This window comes from Pseudomonas kilonensis (assembly GCF_001269885.1).
GTDB classification, from domain to species: Bacteria; Pseudomonadota; Gammaproteobacteria; order Pseudomonadales; family Pseudomonadaceae; genus Aquipseudomonas; species Aquipseudomonas kilonensis.
Genome location: NZ_LHVH01000008.1, coordinates 98,531 through 116,587, shown reverse-complemented (window position 1 = coordinate 116,587; position 18,057 = coordinate 98,531). Strand labels below are relative to the sequence as shown.

Below are 18,057 nucleotides of genomic sequence, written 5' to 3'. Positions count from 1 at the left end.
GCGCCCCGTGTATCTGTCAAGCGGTTATTTTAAGAAGTTTTCAAAGTTTCGCTTCGGAAACATCAACAACTTCAACCACTTGCGCTTCCGATCTCTCGTTAGCGGGAGGCGAATTCTACAGCGTTACTCGCTGCTGTCAACACCTCTTTTTCACCGCTTTCGACCGAGAAGATCGAACCGCCGATAGAGCCAAACAACACCGCTCTATCTGCTCCTTCCGGGCTTCGATGACCTGAAGCCCAACACCTTCGAAACCTACTTAACTCATTGAATCTCAAGGAGTTTTCTGTTTCGACTGCGCCGGAAGTGGGGCGAATTATAGACTTCCAGAATCTGCCGTCAACACCTTTCTTCACAATTCTGTCACATCAGTCCAAAAGCCCCGTAAACACAGAGGCCGGCGCCCAAGGGTGCCGGCCTCTTCACTTACCGGTTACAAGCTGGGGAACGCAAACTGCGAAGCCTCATGGCTGGCCCGCTGCGGCCAACGCTGGGTAATGGCCTTGCGACGGGTATAGAAACGCACGCCGTCCGGGCCGTAGGCGTGCAGGTCACCGAACAGCGAACGCTTCCAACCGCCAAAGCTGTGATAGGCAACCGGCACCGGCAATGGAACGTTGACGCCCACCATGCCGACTTCGATCTCATCGCAGAACAACCGCGCCGCCTCACCATCGCGAGTAAAGATGCAGGTGCCGTTGCCATACTCGTGATCGTTGATCAACTGCATCGCCTCTTCCAGGCTATTGACCCTGACGATGCACAGCACTGGCCCGAAGATCTCTTCCTTATAGATGCGCATCTCAGGAGTCACGCGATCAAACAGGCAGCCACCCAGGAAGAAGCCCTCCTCATGCCCGGTCACACTCAAGCCACGGCCGTCGACCACCAGCGAAGCACCCGCCGCCACACCGTCTTCTATATAGCCGCTGACCTTGTCCCGATGCTGACCGGTCACCAACGGCCCCATATCCAGCCCGCAAGACGTGCCGGCGCCAATCTTCAGCGCCTTGATCTGCGGCACCAGCTTGGAGACCAATGCATCCGCCACCTGGTCGCCGACACACACCGCTACCGAAATCGCCATGCAGCGTTCACCGCACGAACCGTACGCCGCGCCCATCAGTGCGCTGACGGCATTGTCCAGGTCCGCATCCGGCATCAGCACCGCATGGTTCTTCGCCCCACCCAGCGCCTGGACGCGCTTGCCGCGCCGAGTGCCCTCGGTATAGATGTACTCGGCAATCGGCGTCGAACCGACAAAACTCAGCGCCTTCACTTCTGGCGCTTCGATCAGTGCGTCCACCGCAGCCTTGTCGCCGTGCACCACGCTCAATACGCCCTTGGGCAAACCGGCTTCCAACAACAACTGGGCGATCAGCAACGTCGAACTCGGGTCACGCTCGGACGGCTTGAGAATAAAGCAGTTACCGCAAACGATCGCCAGCGGATACATCCACAGCGGCACCATCGCCGGAAAGTTGAACGGCGTGATGCCCGCCACCACGCCCAGAGGCTGGAAGTCTGACCAGGCGTCGATGTTCGGTCCTACGTTACGGCTGTATTCGCCTTTGAGGATTTCTGGTGCCGCACAGGCGAACTCGACGTTTTCGATGCCGCGCTTGAGCTCACCGGCCGCGTCTTCCAAGGTCTTGCCGTGTTCTTCACTGATCAACTGCGCGATGCGCGACTCGTTCTGCTCCAGCAATTGCTTGAAACGAAACATCACCTGCGCGCGCTTGGCCGCCGGTGTATTGCGCCAGGCCGGGAAAGCCGCCTTCGCGGCGTCGATGGCCTGCTGGATGGTCGCGCGATCAGCCAATGGCACTTTATGGATGGCCTGGCCAGTGGACGGGTTGAACACATCGGCGGTGCGAGCGCTGTCGCTCAGCAGTTCGCCATTGATCAAATGCGGGATGAGGCTCATGGGGACTCCAAAATTATCCACAGGCGCCCTTGACCGGACGCCCGTTATCGAAAGCTATATAGAAGGACGTATCAATCGAGCTTGTTCAGCACTTCACCGACCGCATCGAACAGGCGATCCAGGTCCTGCGGCTTGCTGTTGAACGTTGGCCCGAACTGCAGGGTGTCGCCGCCGAACCGCACATAGAACCCGGCTTTCCACAACGCCATGCCGGCCTCGAATGGACGCACGATGGCATCGCCGTCGCGCCCGGCGATCTGGATCGCGCCGGCCAGGCCATAGTTGCGGATGTCGATGACGTTCTTCGCGCCCTTCAAGCCGTGCAATGCATTCTCGAAATGCGGGGCGATCTCGGCCACGCTCTGTACCAGGTTTTCCTTCTGCAGCAGGTCCAGCGCCGCCAGGCCAGCCGCGCAGGCTACCGGGTGCGCCGAGTAGGTGTAGCCGTGGGGAAACTCCACCGCGTACTCGGGCGTCGGCTGGTTCATGAACGTCTGGTAGATCTCGGAGCAGGCAATCACCGCCCCCATGGGAATCGCACCATTGGTGACTTGCTTGGCGATGCACATCAGGTCCGGGGTCACGCCGAAGCTGTCGGCACCGAACATCGAACCGGTGCGACCGAAACCAGTGATCACTTCATCGAACACCAGGAGGATGCTGTGCTGGTCGCAGATTTCCCGCAGGCGCTTGAGGTAACCCTCAGGCGGCACCAGCACGCCGGCCGAACCCGCCATCGGTTCGACGAACACTGCGGCGATGTTGGACGCATCGTGCAGCTCGATCAGCTTCAGCAGCTCATCGGCCAAGGCGATGCCACCCTCTTTCGGCATGCCACGGGAATAGGCATTGCTGGCCAGCAAGGTGTGAGGCAAGTGGTCGACGTCCATCATGGCCTGGCCGAACAGTTTGCGGTTGCCGTTGACACCGCCGAGGCTGGTGCCGGCGATGTTCACGCCGTGATAGCCGCGGGCACGACCAATCATCTTGGTCTTGGTCGCCTGGCCCTTGAGACGCCAGTAGGCGCGGACCATCTTCACCGCGGTATCGGCGCACTCGGAGCCGGAGTCGGTAAAGAACACATGATTGAGATTGCCCGGGGTCAGGCTGGTGATTTTTTCCGCCAGCTGGAACGACAGCGGATGGCCGTACTGGAACCCCGGCGAGTAATCGAGGGTGCCCAGTTGCTTGGCGACCGCTTCCTGGATTTCCTTGCGCGTGTGGCCGGCGCCACATGTCCACAGACCCGACAGCGAGTCGTACACCTTGCGCCCCTTGTCATCCACCAGCCAACTGCCTTCGGCAGCGACGATCAGGCGCGGATCGCGCTGGAAATTGCGGTTGGCGGTGTAAGGCATCCAGTGGGCATCCAGCTTGAGCTGGCTAGCCAGGGAACCGGCAGCGTGTTCGGGCATGTTCATCGACAAAACCTCGCAGGTCATAAGCGACAGGGATCGAAAGGCGTTCTTGCAGCTAAGTTGCCACGGCGATAAAGTCGGTGAAATCCAACTTTTGTAACCTTCAGTCGGTGGATCACTAAACTATGAGCGTTCGTCGTCCCGATCCACTGGCCCAGGTCAGCGACTTTGATATTCGCCTGCTGCGCATTTTCCGCAGCGTAGTGGAATGTGGTGGATTTTCCGCCGCTGAAACCGTGCTGGGCATCGGTCGCTCGGCCATCAGCCAGCAGATGAGCGACCTCGAACAACGCCTCGGCTTGCGTCTGTGCCAGCGTGGGCGCGCGGGGTTTTCCCTGACCGAGGAAGGTCGCGAGGTGTACCAATCGGCGTTGCAGTTATTGAGCGCACTGGAAAGCTTTCGCACCGAGGTCAACGGCCTGCACCAGCATTTGCGCGGTGAATTGACCATCGGCCTGACCGACAACCTGGTCACCCTGCCCCACATGCGCATCACCCATGCCTTGGCGCAATTGAAAGAGCGCGGGCCCGACGTGCAGATCCAGATTCGCATGATCGCCCCCAACGAAGTCGAGCAAGGCGTGCTCGACGGGCGCTTGCATGTTGGCGTAGTTCCCCAGGCCAGCGCCCTGTCCGGGCTGGAATATCAACCGCTGTACAGTGAACGATCGCTGCTGTACTGCGCGGTCGGGCATCCGCTGTTTTATGTCGATGACCAGCAACTTGAGGACGCTCGCCTCAACAGCCAGGACGCCATCGCGCCGACCTTCCGCCTGCCAGCCGAAATACAGGCCCATTACCAGGCGCTCAATTGCACCGCGAGTGCATCGGACCGCGAAGGCATGGCGTTCCTCATTCTCACCGGGCGCTACATCGGTTACCTGCCCGATCACTACGCCAGCCTCTGGGTCCAGCAAGGTCGGCTGCGAGCCTTGAAACCGGCGGTACGGTTCTATGACCTGAGCCTGGCGTCGGTCACGCGCAAGGGCCGCCGGCCTCACTTGGTGCTGGAGAGCTTTCTCGAAAGCCTGGCGGCCACCCGTTAACCCCTGTGGGAGCGGGCTTGCTCGCGAAGGCGGTGTATCAGGCGACACCTATATTGAATGACCCTCCGCTTTCGCGAGCAAGCCCGCTCCCACAAGGGGCAGAGGATCGCCATCGAGAGGCTTTTAGTGTGATGGCACTTGTCGGATTGATGCCGGTGCGCTATCAACGCATTTGCTTGCCCACAGACCCAGCCCGGAAACGCCCATGACCTTTGAAGTCCCTGCCCACGGTGGCAAGCCCACCAGTCGCATTCGTCAAAAGAATGAAGAGACGATCCTCAAGGCTGCCGAAGATGAGTTCGCCCGTCACGGGTTCAAAGGCACCAGCATGAATGCCATCGCCCTCAAGGCCGGGCTGCCCAAGGCGAACCTTCATTACTACTTCACCAACAAGCTCGGCTTGTACGTGGCGGTGCTGAGCAACATCATCGAATTGTGGGACAGCACCTTCAATACCCTCACAGCCGAGGATGATCCCGCCGAAGCCTTGACCCGCTATATCCGCGCCAAAATGGAGTTCTCTCGTCGCCAACCCCAGGCCTCGCGATTGTTTGCCATGGAAGTGATCAGCGGTGGCGAATGCCTGAGCGAATATTTCAACCAGGATTATCGCGCCTGGTTCAATGGTCGGGCGGCCGTATTCCAGGCCTGGATCGATGCCGGCAAGATGGACCCGATCGACCCGGTGCACCTGATTTTCCTGCTGTGGGGCAGCACCCAGCATTACGCCGACTTCGCCACCCAGATCTGTCGCGTGACCGGGCGCAGCAAGTTGACCAAGCAAGACATGGTCGAGGCTGGCGACAACCTGATCCGCATCATTCTCAAGGGCTGCGGCCTGACACCTGCCCTCTAAGATCGCCATGACCTTTACCCTTGCCGGCTTTTGCGAATACCGCGAAGAAATTCGCAAAAGCCGTTTCATTACGCTCGCCGCGCCCATCACCAGCCCCGCCGACGCCCAGGCCTTTATCGAGCAGCACAGTGACCTGAATGCCACGCACAATTGCTGGGCCTGGAAACTCGGCGACCAATACCGCAGCAACGACGATGGCGAGCCGGGCGGCACCGCCGGGCGGCCAATCCTGGCCGCGATCGAAGCACAGGCTTGCGATCAGGTCGCAGTGCTGGTGATCCGCTGGTACGGCGGGATTCAACTGGGCACGGGCGGGCTGGCCCGGGCTTATGGCGGCGGCGCGAACAAATGCCTGCAAAACGCCGAGAAAATCGAATTGATCAGCCGCGTGCCCTTGCACTGTAGCTGCGGGTTCGCCGAACTGCCCTTGGTGAAACTGCGCGTCGCCGAATGCGGCGGGCTGGTCAATGAAGAACGCTTTACGGCCAATGGCGTAGACCTGCAGTTGGCCGTGGGTGAAGCGCAGATCGAAACATTGCAAACGCAACTGGCCGACCTGAGCCGTGGACGGATTCGGTTAGGGCGCTGAGTTCAAAGGCTGCAACCTTTCAGGGCGCCTCGCAATCGTTCAACTTGCCCACATCCACTGTGCACCCGACTGTGGATAACCTGAGCACATCCCTCTGTAACCCTTCTGTCATGCGGGTTTGAGAGGGTTGCTCATTTTTCAGCCAAAGTCCCGCCGAACCGACAAATTTATCCACAAAACAAGTGCTTGCAGCGGTTTATCACCTTTAGAAGAAAGCCTCGCAGTGCTTATGCCCGAGTTTCCGGCTTGCGCACAATAACTGTGGAGCAACCTGTGGATAACCCGTTCATGGCTCCTGCCACCCCAAGAAGGGCATGGCTCGCAGCCGCTTGCTCAATTTTTAACCACCCATTTCAGGGCAAACCGGTGCCTGCACCCAATCCTCGTGCGCCAAGCCGGTGCAGATTTTCCCTTGGACAGGCGTCCGGGCCACACGTAGAAGGCCTTGGCGGCGGGATCAAGGTGATTTCCTGACCTGATGGCCAGGAAATTGCTTTATCCACAGGCATTCCTGTCCATCGGCCCGAGCCTGTCATGTCCAACCCCGACTCAATCGCGCGCCTGCAATTGCGCAACATCAGCAAACGCTACCCCGGTTGCCTGGCCAACGACGCCATCGACCTGAGCATCCAACCCGGCGAGATCCACGCCCTGCTCGGGGAAAACGGTGCGGGAAAAAGTACCCTGATGAAAATTATCTACGGCGTCACCCCTGCCGATTCGGGTGAAGTGATCTGGCAAGGCCAGCGCGTCAACCTGCGCAACCCGGCCCAGGCCCGCAGCCTGGGAATCGGCATGGTGTTCCAGCATTTCTCGCTGTTTGAAACCCTCACCGTTGCGCAAAACATTGCCCTGGCAATGGGCGCTGCAGCCGGTACGCCGGCGCAGCTGGAACCTCGGATCCGCGAGGTTTCCCGGCGCTATGGCATGACGCTGGAACCGCAGCGGCTGGTCCACAGCCTGTCGATTGGCGAGCGGCAGCGGGTGGAGATCATTCGCTGCCTGATGCAGGACATTCGCCTGCTGATTCTCGACGAACCGACTTCGGTGCTCACGCCCGCGGAAGCCGAAGAATTGTTCGTGACCCTGCGCCGCCTGGCGAGCGAGGGCTGCAGCATCCTGTTTATCAGCCACAAGCTCGGGGAAGTGCGAGCATTGTGCCACAGCGCCACGGTGCTGCGCGGCGGGCGGGTGTCGGGGCATTGCACGCCGGCGCACTGCTCGGACAGGGAGTTGGCGCAACTGATGGTCGGCGAAGCGGCTGGACTGATCACGGACTACCCCAAGGTCAGCGCAGACAAAGCCTTCCTGCAAATCAACAAGCTGTCCTGGCACAACCCGGACCCGTTCGGCTGCTCGTTGCGGGACATTGACCTTGCGGTCTGCAGCGGCGAAATCGTCGGCATCGCCGGGGTGGCGGGTAATGGTCAGGACGAATGGCTGGCGTTGCTCAGCGGAGAAACTCCGCTTGCCCGCCAGCAAGGCGAAACGATCCGATTCGACGGGCAACCCGTGGCTCATCTACGCCCCGACGCCCGTCGCCGGCTCGGGCTGGCCTTTGTCCCCGCCGAACGCTTGGGCCATGGCGCCGTGCCGCAATTGAGTCTGGCGGATAACGCCTTGCTCAGCGCTTTCCAACAGGGCCTGGTCAGCCACGGACTGATTCGCCGCAGCAAGGTCGAACACCTGGCCGAGGAGATCATCCGTCGCTTTGGCGTGAAGACACCCGACACCAAAACCCCGGCGCGCAGCCTCTCGGGAGGCAACCTGCAGAAATTCATTCTCGGTCGGGAAATACTCCAACAGCCGAAGCTGCTGGTGGCCGCTCACCCGACCTGGGGCGTGGACGTCGGCGCGGCGGCGACCATCCATCGCGCCCTGATTGCCCTGCGCGATGCAGGCGCGGCGATTCTGGTGATCTCCGAAGACCTCGATGAACTGTTCCAGATCAGCGATCGCCTCGGTGCCTTGTGCGGTGGGCGTCTGTCGGCCTTGAGACCCACCGTCGAGACCCGGCTCAGTGACGTCGGCGGCTGGATGGCCGGCCAGTTCGACGCCCCTCAATCCCCTGCCCGCGCGCCGGTTTAACGGAGTTCTACATGCTGCTTTCTCTCGAACCTCGCGGCCAGCAATCGCGCCTGATGCTCTGGTGCTCGCCGCTCTTGGCCGCCGTGTTGACCCTGGGCTGTGGCTCACTGCTGTTTATCGCCCTCGGGCATGACCCGTTGCAAACGCTGTACACCTTGTTGATCGCCCCGATCAGCGACCTGTACGGCGTATCCGAATGGCTGGTCAAAACCTTGCCGATCCTGCTGTGCGCCCTCGGCCTGGCAGTGGCCTATCAGGCGCGGATCTGGAACATCGGCGCCGAAGGCCAACTGCTGCTGGGCGCCCTGGCCGGCAGTGCCTTGGCGGTGAACATCATCGGCCTGCAAAGTCGCTGGGCACTGGTGCTGATCCTGCTCACCGGCACCTTGGCCGGAGCGGCGTGGGCCGGGCTCACGGCGTGGCTGCGCACGCGCTTCAATGCCAATGAAATCCTCACCAGCATCATGCTCAATTACATCGCCTTGAACCTGTTGCTGTTTTGCGTTCACGGACCGTTGAAAGACCCGGCGGGGTTCAACTTCCCGGAGTCGGCGATGTTCGGCGAGGCCAGTCGCCTGCCGTTGCTGCTGGAGGATGGCCGGGTCCATGCCGGGCTGTATTTCGCCCTGCTGGCGCTGGTGGCGGTGTGGGTCTTGTTGCAGAAAAGCTTCGTCGGCTTTCAGATCAAGGTGCTGGGTCTCGACGCCCGCGCCGCCGGTTTCGCCGGCTTTCGCCAGAAACCGCTGGTGTGGCTGGCGTTGTTGATCAGCGGTGCGCTGGCCGGGCTGGCCGGCGTCTGCGAAGTGACCGGGCCGATCGGCCAACTGGTGCCGCAGGTGTCGCCGGGCTACGGCTATGCGGCGATTACCGTGGCGTTCCTGGGGCGCCTCAATCCCATCGGCATTCTGTTTGCCAGCCTGCTGATGGCCCTGCTGTACATCGGCGGTGAGAGCGCGCAGATGTCGTTGAACCTGCCCCAGGCAATCACCCAACTGTTCCAGGGGATGATGCTGTTTTTCCTGTTGGCCTGCGACGTGCTGATTCTGTACCGGCCACGCCTCAACCTGCGCTGGGCCCGACGTACCCGAACCACCGCCGTACAGGCAGGAGCGCTGTGATGGATATCGACCTGTTGAGCAATATTTTCTACGCCATGGTCCGCTGCGGTACGCCATTGCTGCTGGTAGCCTTGGGTGAATTGGTCTGCGAAAAAAGCGGCGTCCTCAACCTGGGCCAGGAAGGCATGATGCTGTTCGGTGCGGTGATCGGTTTTATCGTCGCGTTCAACAGCGGCAACCTCTGGCTCGGCGTGCTGCTGGCGATGGCTGCCGGCATGCTGTTGTCGGCGTTGTTCGCGCTGGTGGCGCTGGTGTTCAACGCCAATCAGGTGGCCACCGGGCTGGCGCTGACGATTTTCGGCGTGGGCCTGTCGAGCTTTGTCGGCGCGGCCTGGGTCGGCAAACCGTTGGCCGGGTTCGAGCCGCTGGCGATTCCCTACTTGAGTGACATTCCATTGATCGGGCGAATGCTGTTTGCCCAGGATCTGCTGGTTTACCTGTCCTTCGCCCTGTTTGCCCTGGTGGCGTGGGTGATCGTGAAAAGTCGCGCGGGATTGATCATCCAGGCCGTCGGGGAAAACCCCGATGCCGCCAGCGCCATGGGCCTGCCGGTGCTACGGGTGCGAACCCTGGCGGTATTGTTTGGCGGCGCCATGGCCGGCTTGGCCGGCGCCTATCTGTCGTTGGCCTACACGCCGATGTGGGCCGAGAACATGAGCGCCGGGCGCGGCTGGATCGCCCTGGCGCTGGTGGTGTTCGCCAGTTGGCGGGTGTGGCGCCTGCTGCTGGGCGCCTACCTGTTCGGCCTCGCCAGCATCCTGCACCTGGTGGCCCAGGGGTTGGGCCTGGCGATTCCATCGAGTCTGCTGGCAATGCTGCCGTATGCCGCGACCATTGTGGTGCTGGTGCTGTTGTCCCGGGATGCCGTGCGTACCCGGCTGTATGCGCCGGTGTCCCTGGGGCAACCTTGGCAGGCGGGGCATTGATATAGACTGCGGCGCGCCTATCGCGGGCAAGCCTTGCTCCCACAGATTTTCCTGAGTCCCACAGACTTTCAGTGATCTGTGGGAGCTAGGCTTGCCCGCGATGAGTCCCGAACAGGCAATACCTGAACCAAGCCCCACACCACCTCGAAAAACAGGAAAACCCACAACACCGCACTGGCCCCATGAAGCAGCGCATACAGCATCCAGGCTGCAAACAAGAAACGCCCCACCGCGTCATAACGCCCATACAGTGCCTGCGGATCCCGAATCCGTAGCACCGACCACACGCAGACAATCGAGCCGAGCAGATTCACCATCAGCACATGCGCCGGCGCAAACGGCGGCAGTTCTCCAGGCAGGTCGAATAGCTGAGTCAAACTCATCAACACACCATGCAGCGCCGCAAAGCTCCACGGCGTGACCAGCGCGGCCGACACGATCAGGTCGTACCAGGCGCTGCCAAGCACCACCCGGCGGTATTGCATCGAAGTCCACATACACTTTGCTCCAGATAATTGGGGAGCGAAGAGGCTAAAGCCTGGGGTATGCTCCAAGGTCAAGTCCTCTGGAGTTCCGCAATGCGCATCGGTGAATTAGCCCAGGCCTGTGCCGTCAGTCGAGACACGCTGCGCTTCTACGAGCAACGGGGCCTGATCGCGGCGTCGCGTAGCGCCAATGGCTATCGCGACTACCCCGCCGACATAGTGCAACTGGTGCTCTATATCAAGACCGCCCAGCGCCTGGGCTTTACCCTGGGCGAGATCAGCGCCAGCGTTGGCGCCCTGTGGAACGCCCCCGATCCGGACTGCGCGGTGACGCAATTGCTGCAAGACAAACTGAACCTGATCGAAACCCGCATCACCGAACTCGATGCGTTGCGTCACGAGCTGAAACAACGGCTCGGGCAACGCTGTCCATTAAATCCATGACCTTTTTCTTTCAAGGATGCCTCTCATGAATTCGGCAAGAAACGCATTGATCATCGGCGCCTCCCGGGGCCTGGGCCTCGGTCTGGTGAAGACGCTGCTCAGCGATGGCTGGAACGTGACCGCCACCGTGCGCAACCCGCAGAACGCAGAGGCTTTGAAGGCGCTGGGCCCGGTGCGGATCGAAAAACTCGACATGGACGACCAGCAAGCGGTCATCGCCCTGAGCCAACAGCTCAAGGGCGAGACCTTCGACCTGCTGTTCGTCAATGCCGGCGTCAAGGGCCCGGACAACCAGAACCCGGGCGGCGCGACGCTGGCCGAAGTCGGCCAGTTGTTCTTCACCAACGCCGTGGCGCCGATCAACCTGGCCCAACGCTTTGTCGGCCAGATCCGCGACGGCAGCGGCGTGCTCGCCTTCATGAGTTCGGTGCTGGGCAGCGTGACCATGCCCGACGCGCCGGAGCTGGCGCTGTACAAGGCCAGCAAGGCGGCGCTCAACTCCATGACCAATAGTTTTGTCAGCCAACTGGGCGAGCAGACATTGACCGTGCTGTCGCTGCACCCGGGTTGGGTGAAGACCGACATGGGCGGCGAAGGCGCGGACATCGATGTCGAGACCAGCACTCGCGGGCTGATCGACCAAGTGAATGCCTTCGCCGGCAAGGGCGGGCATCACTTCGTCAACTACAGGGGCGAAACAATCCCTTGGTAACCACCACAGTCCCCTAATGTGGGAGCGGGCTTGCTCGCGAAGGCGCTGGGTCAGTTAACGATAATGTCGCCTGATACACCGCCTTCGCGAGCAAGCCCGCTCCCACATTTTTGATCTCAGTGGGCACTGGAAATGTGTCCGGCAACCTGAGTAAACTCCGCACCTCGCCCTATTCACCGGGCGACCCTGGATCAGCAGACAGGGCATCACTGAGCTGGCTAACCTGAACCCACTTTCAGAGGAGCCGGCCACCATGCCTGCGACCCGTACCTGGTTAAAAAATCCCCTCGCCACTTTCACGGCCAACGACCTCGATGCCCGTGGCGGCCTCGTCCTGCAGGACGGTGTGATCGTCGAACTGCTGAGCGCCGGCCAGCAACCCGCCCAGCCCTGTGACAACCTCTTCGACGCGCGCGAGCATGTGATCCTGCCGGGGTTGATCAACACCCACCATCACTTCTACCAGACCCTGACCCGCGCCTGGGCGCCGGTGGTGAACCAGCCGCTGTTTCCCTGGCTGAAGACCCTCTACCCGGTGTGGGCGCGGCTGACCCCGGAAAAACTTGCCCTGGCCAGCAAAGTGGCCTTGGCCGAGTTGCTGCTGTCGGGCTGCACCACGGCGGCCGACCACCATTACCTGTTTCCCGAAGGCCTGGAAAATGCCATCGACGTGCAGGTGCAGAGTGTTCGTGAACTGGGCATGCGCGCGATGCTGACCCGCGGTTCCATGAGCCTGGGCGAGGCCGACGGTGGCTTGCCGCCGCAGCAAACCGTGCAGCAGGGCCAGGTGATTCTCGACGACAGCCAGCGCTTGATCGGTCAGTACCACGAGCGCGGCGACGGCGCGCAGATCCAGATTGCCCTGGCACCCTGCTCGCCGTTTTCGGTCACGCCGCAGATCATGAGCGCCAGCGCCGAACTGGCGGAAAAGCTCGACGTACGCCTGCACACGCACCTGGCTGAAACCCTCGATGAAGAAGCGTTTTGCCTGCAACGCTTTGGCCTGCGCACCGTGGACTACCTGGACAGCGTCGGCTGGCTTGGCCCGCGTACCTGGCTGGCCCACGGCATTCATTTCAACCCGGATGAAATCGCCCGTCTCGGCGCCGCCGGCACCGGCATCTGTCACTGCCCGAGTTCGAACATGCGCCTGGCCTCGGGCATTTGCCCGACCCTGGACCTGACCGCCGCCGGCGCTCCCGTAGGCCTGGGGGTAGACGGTTCGGCGTCCAACGATGCCTCGAACATGATCCTCGAAACCCGCCAGGCGCTGTACATCCAGCGCCTGCGCTACGGCGCGCAAGCGATCACGCCGGAACGCGTGCTGGGCTGGGCGACCCGGGGCTCGGCGCAACTGCTCGGGCGCAGCGATATCGGCGAACTGGCGGTGGGCAAACAGGCCGACCTGGCGCTGTTCAAGCTCGATGAGCTGCGCTTTTCCGGCAGCCACGACCCGGTCTCGGCGCTGTTGCTGTGCGGTGCAGATCGGGCTGATCGGGTGATGATCGGTGGGCAATGGCGGGTCATCGACGGGCAGGTCGAGGGGTTGGACTTGAAGGGCCTGATTGCCGATCACAGCCAGGCGGCGCGGGAATTGATCGCCGGCACCTGACCGGACGCCATCGCGGGCAAGCCTTGCTCCCACAGATGTCCATGAGTCCCACAGACTTTCATTGCTCTGTGGGAGCAAGGCTTGCCCGCGATGCTCTTCTAGAGGCCCAGCAGGGACAACATGATGAACGTCGCAAACAACACAAAATGGGTCATGCCTTCGATGGCATTGGTCTCGCCATCGTTGAGGTTGATCGCGCTGACAATCAGGGTGATGAAGATCATCACCGTCTGCACCGGGGTCATTGCCATCTGGAACGGCTGGCCGGTGTAGAGGGCCATGGCTTCCATAATGGGCACAGTGAGGATCACGGTGGACAGCGAAGCGCCCAGCGCGATATTCACCACCGACTGCATGCGATTAGCGAGGGCGGCGCGCAGGGCGGTGAGGATTTCCGGTGCGGCGGAGATGGCGGCCACCAGGATCGCCGTGACCACCGGCGGCGCACCCGAGCCTTCCAACCCCAGGTCGAGGGCCTTGGACATGACTTCGGCCAGGGCGCCGATCACCACCACGCCAAACACCAGCGCGCCGATGGAAAGCGTCAGACTGATGGGTTCCGGTTCATTTTCCACCGGCTCTTTCTTGCGACGTTTTTCCGGATAGCTGTAGCTGAAGAAGTAACTGTGGGGCCCGACCTGCATGCGCAGGAACAAGGTGTACAGCACGATCATCGCGCCGATGGTAAAGGCCGAATAGATTTTCCAGCTCTCGCGGGGAATGAACTCCGGCACCACCATCGATACCCCCATGGCGGTGAGAATCATCACGCTGTAAGTGCGCGCCGAATCGTCGTTGTAAGCCTGCTCGCCATGCTTGATCCCGCCCATCAGCGCCGCGAGCCCGAGGATGCCGTTGATGTCGAGCATCACCGCCGAGTAGATCGTGTCCCGCACCAACGTCGACGAAGCCTCGTTGCTCATCATGATCGCCAGGATCACCACCTCCACCAGTACCGCCGACAGCGTCAGGATCATGGTGCCGTAGGGATCACCGACCTTTTCCGCCAGCAGTTCGGCGTGATGGGCCACGCGCATGGACGCCGCGACGATGAAACCGATCAGGGCCAGGCCGCCGGTCAGCGCCACCACTTGCCCGCTGCCCAGCAGCCAGTGCTCCAGCGGATAGGCGATACACGCAGCGATCAGCGCCAGCAACAGCAGTTTTTCTTGCTTGAGCAAAGTGAGCATCGCGGGCCTGTCACCGTGGGCGGGGTCATGAGTTACTGACTATAGGGGGCGGTGAACGTTTCGTTCGGGGTGATGCACCAGGGGGTGGCGCTTGCAGGCAGGGTGCACCTTTATTGTTCTCAAGGGCCTCATCGCGGGCAAGCCTTGCTCCCACAAGTATCGCGGCGCACTTGTGAAGCGAGCTTGCCCTCCCATGAGGTTGGGCTGCCCATCTGTTGGGGCAAGGCCTGATTCCACATGGTTTGGCCTTGCACTTGTGGGAGCAAGGCTTGCCCGCGATGGCTGCATCAAGGTGTTAACTATTTGTTGTCTTGTTGGTCAGCATTTTGCATTGATGCCGCACAGCCAACCTCACAACAAAATGGAGTTCGAGTTCATGCACAAACGCCCCTTGAAGAAGTTGCTTTGCGCCGTCGTCGCCGCCGTCGGCCTGGGCGCCGGTCTGAATGCCAGTGCCGCCGACCCGCTGAAGGTCGGCTTCGTCTACATCGGCCCGATCGGCGACCACGGCTGGACCTATCAGCATGAACAAGGGCGCAAGGAGCTGGCGGCGAAATTCGGCGAGCAGATCACCACCAACTACGTGGAAAACGTGCCGGAGGGTGCCGACGCCGAGCGAGTGATCCGCAACATGGCCAAGGACAAATACGACCTGATCTTCACCACCTCCTTCGGCTACATGAACCCGACGTTGAAAGTCGCCAAGCAGTTTCCCAAGGTGACCTTCGAACACGCCACCGGTTACAAGCAGGACAAGAACCTGGGCACGTACCTGGCTCGCACCTACGAGGGCCGCTACGTCGGTGGCTTCCTCGCGGCCAAGATGACCAAGACCAAGAAGATCGGTTATGTCGCCTCCTTCCCGATCCCGGAAGTCATCCGCGACATCAACGCCATCCAACTGGCCCTGAACAAGTACAACCCCGGTACCGAGATCAAAGTGGTGTGGGTCAACTCCTGGTTCGACCCGGGCAAGGAAGCCGACGCCGCCAACGCGCTGATCGACCAGGGCGTGGACGTGGTGTTCCAGCACACCGACAGCCCGGCGCCGATCCAGGCTGCCGAGCGACGCGGCGTCTATGCGGTGGGCTACGCTTCGGACATGGCTCACTTCGGGCCCAAGGCGGTGCTGACGTCCATCGTCAATGACTGGGGCCCGCATTACATCCAGGCGACCCAGAGCGTGCTCGACCATAGCTGGAAATCCCAGGACTACTGGGGTGGCCTGAAGGAAGGCACGGTGAAACTGCCGATCAGCGACCTGGTGCCGGCAGCAGTCAAGGGCGAAGCCGAGCAGATCATCGCTGACATCGAGAGCGGCGCCTTCCATCCGTTCACCGGCCCGATCAAGGACCAGGCCGGCGTCGAGAAAATCCCGGCGGGCGTGAGCGCCACCAACGCGGAACTGGCGTCAATGAATTACTACGTCGAAGGGATGAAGGCTGAGATTCCGAAATAAACCCCAGGCTCAACACAACACCCCATGTGGGAGCGGGCTTGCTCGCGAAGGCGGTGTATCAGTCGACATCAATGTTGAATGACACTCCGCCTTCGCGAGCAAGCCCGCTCCCACAGGGATCTCCATTTTTAAATCAGGAAAGCAGTATGAACAGCCTTCCCATCATCGACATCAGCCCGCTCTACGGCGATGAAGCCGGCGCCTGGCAAACCGTCGCCGAGCAGATCGACCTTGCCTGCCGCCAATGGGGCTTTTTCTATATCAAGGGCCACCCCATCAGCCCGGCGCGCATCGCCGAGGTACTGGGCAGTGCCCAACGCTTCTTCGCCCTGCCCGTCGAAGAAAAACTCAAGATCGACATCACCCAGACCCGCCACCACCGTGGTTATGGCGCCGTCGCCACGGAACAACTGGACCCGACCAAACCCAGCGACCTGAAGGAAACCTTCGACATGGGCCTGCACCTGCCGGCCGATCACCCGGAAGTGCTGGCGGAAAAACCCCTGCGTGGCCCGAACCGCCACCCCGACCTGATGGGCTGGGAAAACTTGATGGAGCAGCATTACCGCGACATGCAGGCGCTTGCGCAAACCCTGCTGCGGGCCATGACCCTGGCCCTGGGTATCGAGCGGGACTTTTTCGACACGCGCTTCAACGAACCGGTCAGCGTGCTGCGCCTGATCCACTACCCGCCCCGCGACACCGCCAGTAGCGCCGAGCAGCAAGGTGCCGGCGCCCATACCGATTATGGTTGCATCACCCTGCTCTACCAGGACGCCGCCGGCGGCCTGCAAGTGCGCAACGTCGACGGCCAGTGGATCGACGCGCCGCCCCTCGACGGCACCTTCGTGGTCAATCTCGGCGACATGATGGCGCGCTGGAGCAACGACCGTTACCTGTCCACGCCGCATCGGGTGATCAGCCCGCTGGGGGTGGACCGGTACTCGATGCCGTTCTTTGCCGAGCCGCACCCCGACACGCTGATCCAATGCCTGCCCGGTTGCCAGGATGACGCCCACCCGCCAAAGTACCCAACGACTACCTGCGCCGAATTCCTGCTGTCGCGCTTCGCCGACACCTATGCTTACCGGCGTGAGTCGCTTGCCGTGTAGTGGATCAGCCGGTCAGGTTTTACCCGACAGGGCGGCCAGCGCCTGTAGAATGCCCGCCATCGATTCGCTGATGAGAAAAGACCATGTACGACTGGCTGAACGCCCTGCCCAAGGCTGAACTGCACCTGCACCTGGAAGGCTCGCTGGAGCCTGAGTTGCTGTTCGCCCTGGCCGAACGCAACAAGATCGCCCTGCCGTGGAGCGACGTCGATACCCTGCGCAAGGCCTATGCCTTCAACAACCTGCAGGAATTCCTCGACCTGTATTACCAGGGCGCCGATGTGCTGCGCACCTCCCAGGATTTCTACGACCTGACCTGGGCCTACCTGTTGCGTTGCAAGGCGCAGAACGTGATCCACACCGAACCGTTCTTCGACCCGCAGACCCACACCGACCGTGGTATCCCGTTCGAAGTGGTGCTCAACGGCATCGCCGCCGCCCTCAAGGATGGCGAGCAGCAACTGGGCATCACCAGCGGCCTGATCCTGAGTTTCCTGCGCCACCTGAGCGAAGAACAAGCCGAGAAGACCCTCGACCAGGCGCTGCCATTCCGCGAGGCCTTCGTGGCCGTGGGCCTGGACAGTTCGGAAATGGGCCATCCACCGAGCAAGTTCCAACGGGTATTCGACCGCGCGCGCAACGAAGGCTTCCTGACCGTCGCCCACGCCGGCGAAGAAGGCCCGCCCGAGTACATCTGGGAAGCCCTGGACCTGCTGAAGATTCAGCGCATCGACCATGGTGTGCGAGCCATCGAAGATGAGCGGCTGATGCAGCGGATCATCGACGAGCAGATTCCATTGACCGTGTGCCCGCTGTCCAACACCAAGCTGTGCGTATTCGACGACATGTCGCAGCACAACATCCTCGACATGCTCGAGCGCGGCGTGAAGGTGACGGTGAACTCCGATGACCCGGCGTACTTCGGCGGCTACGTCACCGAGAACTTCCACGCGCTGTATACCCACCTGGGCATGACCCAGGACCAGGCCAAGCGCCTGGCCCAGAACAGCCTGGATGCGCGGCTGGTGAAACCTTAGGCCCGACAATCAACCCTTGTGGGAGCGAGCTTGCTCGC

The 18,057-nt window shown here is 61.5% G+C and carries 16 protein-coding genes; 12 read left to right on the top strand and 4 right to left on the bottom strand.

Annotated features, from left to right (window positions below; translation table 11 throughout):
* Nucleotides 1–433: 433 nt before the first annotated feature.
* Together AD662_RS03560 and aptA are read right to left on the bottom strand one after the other, a co-directional pair.
* Complete coding sequence (locus tag AD662_RS03560; protein ID WP_053185493.1) at nt 434–1,927, bottom strand: CoA-acylating methylmalonate-semialdehyde dehydrogenase; 1,494 nt, start codon at nt 1,925–1,927, stop codon at nt 434–436.
* 71 nt (nt 1,928–1,998) lie between these two features.
* Complete coding sequence (gene aptA, locus AD662_RS03555) at nt 1,999–3,348, bottom strand: omega-aminotransferase AptA (protein WP_053185499.1); 1,350 nt, start codon at nt 3,346–3,348, stop codon at nt 1,999–2,001.
* A 122-nt stretch (nt 3,349–3,470) separates the two neighbouring features.
* Here aptA and AD662_RS03550 point away from each other — a divergent pair, with 122 nt between their 5' ends.
* The 6 genes from AD662_RS03550 (at nt 3,471) to AD662_RS03525 (ending at nt 9,968) form a co-directional block, all read left to right on the top strand.
* Nucleotides 3,471–4,391 carry a LysR family transcriptional regulator gene (locus tag AD662_RS03550; RefSeq protein WP_014336429.1) on the top strand — a complete coding sequence of 307 codons (921 nt, stop codon included), beginning with the start codon at nt 3,471–3,473 and terminating at the stop codon, nt 4,389–4,391.
* Nucleotides 4,392–4,596: 205 nt separating this feature from the next.
* Complete coding sequence (locus tag AD662_RS03545) at nt 4,597–5,247, top strand: TetR/AcrR family transcriptional regulator (protein ID WP_018605108.1); 651 nt, start codon at nt 4,597–4,599, stop codon at nt 5,245–5,247.
* 7 nt (nt 5,248–5,254) lie between these two features.
* A complete protein-coding gene (locus AD662_RS03540; protein ID WP_018605110.1) occupies nt 5,255–5,836 on the top strand; it encodes an IMPACT family protein in 582 nt (193 codons plus the stop codon).
* Nucleotides 5,837–6,370: 534 nt separating this feature from the next.
* Nucleotides 6,371–7,924 carry an ABC transporter ATP-binding protein gene (locus AD662_RS03535; RefSeq protein ID WP_053178020.1) on the top strand — a complete coding sequence of 518 codons (1,554 nt, stop codon included), beginning with the start codon at nt 6,371–6,373 and terminating at the stop codon, nt 7,922–7,924.
* An 11-nt stretch (nt 7,925–7,935) separates the two neighbouring features.
* Nucleotides 7,936–9,042, top strand: a complete 1,107-nt coding sequence (locus tag AD662_RS03530) for an ABC transporter permease (protein ID WP_046064423.1) — start codon at nt 7,936–7,938, stop codon at nt 9,040–9,042.
* Nucleotides 9,042–9,968, top strand: a complete 927-nt coding sequence (locus AD662_RS03525) for an ABC transporter permease (RefSeq protein WP_053185490.1) — start codon at nt 9,042–9,044, stop codon at nt 9,966–9,968. The genes AD662_RS03530 and AD662_RS03525 overlap by 1 nt, the downstream gene beginning before the upstream one ends.
* 68 nt (nt 9,969–10,036) lie before the next feature.
* On the opposite strand, the gene AD662_RS03520 is transcribed toward AD662_RS03525, so the two are convergent.
* A complete protein-coding gene (locus AD662_RS03520) occupies nt 10,037–10,465 on the bottom strand; it encodes a hypothetical protein (RefSeq protein WP_053185487.1) in 429 nt (142 codons plus the stop codon).
* An 81-nt stretch (nt 10,466–10,546) separates the two neighbouring features.
* Here AD662_RS03520 and AD662_RS03515 point away from each other — a divergent pair, with 81 nt between their 5' ends.
* From AD662_RS03515 to AD662_RS03505, 3 genes are all read left to right on the top strand, one after another.
* Nucleotides 10,547–10,897, top strand: a complete 351-nt coding sequence (locus AD662_RS03515) for a MerR family transcriptional regulator (RefSeq protein WP_018605117.1) — start codon at nt 10,547–10,549, stop codon at nt 10,895–10,897.
* 25 nt (nt 10,898–10,922) lie between these two features.
* A complete protein-coding gene (locus AD662_RS03510; RefSeq protein WP_014336422.1) occupies nt 10,923–11,609 on the top strand; it encodes an SDR family oxidoreductase in 687 nt (228 codons plus the stop codon).
* Between the two features lie 253 nt (nt 11,610–11,862).
* Nucleotides 11,863–13,221 carry an 8-oxoguanine deaminase gene (locus AD662_RS03505; protein WP_053178016.1) on the top strand — a complete coding sequence of 453 codons (1,359 nt, stop codon included), beginning with the start codon at nt 11,863–11,865 and terminating at the stop codon, nt 13,219–13,221.
* 98 nt (nt 13,222–13,319) lie between these two features.
* Here AD662_RS03505 and AD662_RS03500 read toward each other — a convergent pair whose 3' ends face one another.
* On the bottom strand, nt 13,320–14,411 hold the full coding sequence (locus AD662_RS03500) for a calcium:cation antiporter (protein ID WP_018603248.1): 1,092 nt from the start codon (nt 14,409–14,411) through the stop codon (nt 13,320–13,322).
* A 376-nt stretch (nt 14,412–14,787) separates the two neighbouring features.
* On the opposite strand from AD662_RS03500, the gene AD662_RS03495 reads away from it, so the two are divergent.
* From AD662_RS03495 to AD662_RS03485, 3 genes are all read left to right on the top strand, one after another.
* Nucleotides 14,788–15,870, top strand: a complete 1,083-nt coding sequence (locus AD662_RS03495; protein WP_033062469.1) for a BMP family ABC transporter substrate-binding protein — start codon at nt 14,788–14,790, stop codon at nt 15,868–15,870.
* 146 nt (nt 15,871–16,016) lie between these two features.
* Nucleotides 16,017–16,982 (top strand): 2-oxoglutarate and iron-dependent oxygenase domain-containing protein, encoded by a 966-nt coding sequence (locus AD662_RS03490; RefSeq protein WP_053185484.1) that lies wholly within the window; start codon nt 16,017–16,019, stop codon nt 16,980–16,982.
* A gap of 83 nt (nt 16,983–17,065) precedes the next feature.
* On the top strand, nt 17,066–18,019 hold the full coding sequence (locus AD662_RS03485; RefSeq protein WP_003197486.1) for an adenosine deaminase: 954 nt from the start codon (nt 17,066–17,068) through the stop codon (nt 18,017–18,019).
* Nucleotides 18,020–18,057 lie beyond the last annotated feature (38 nt).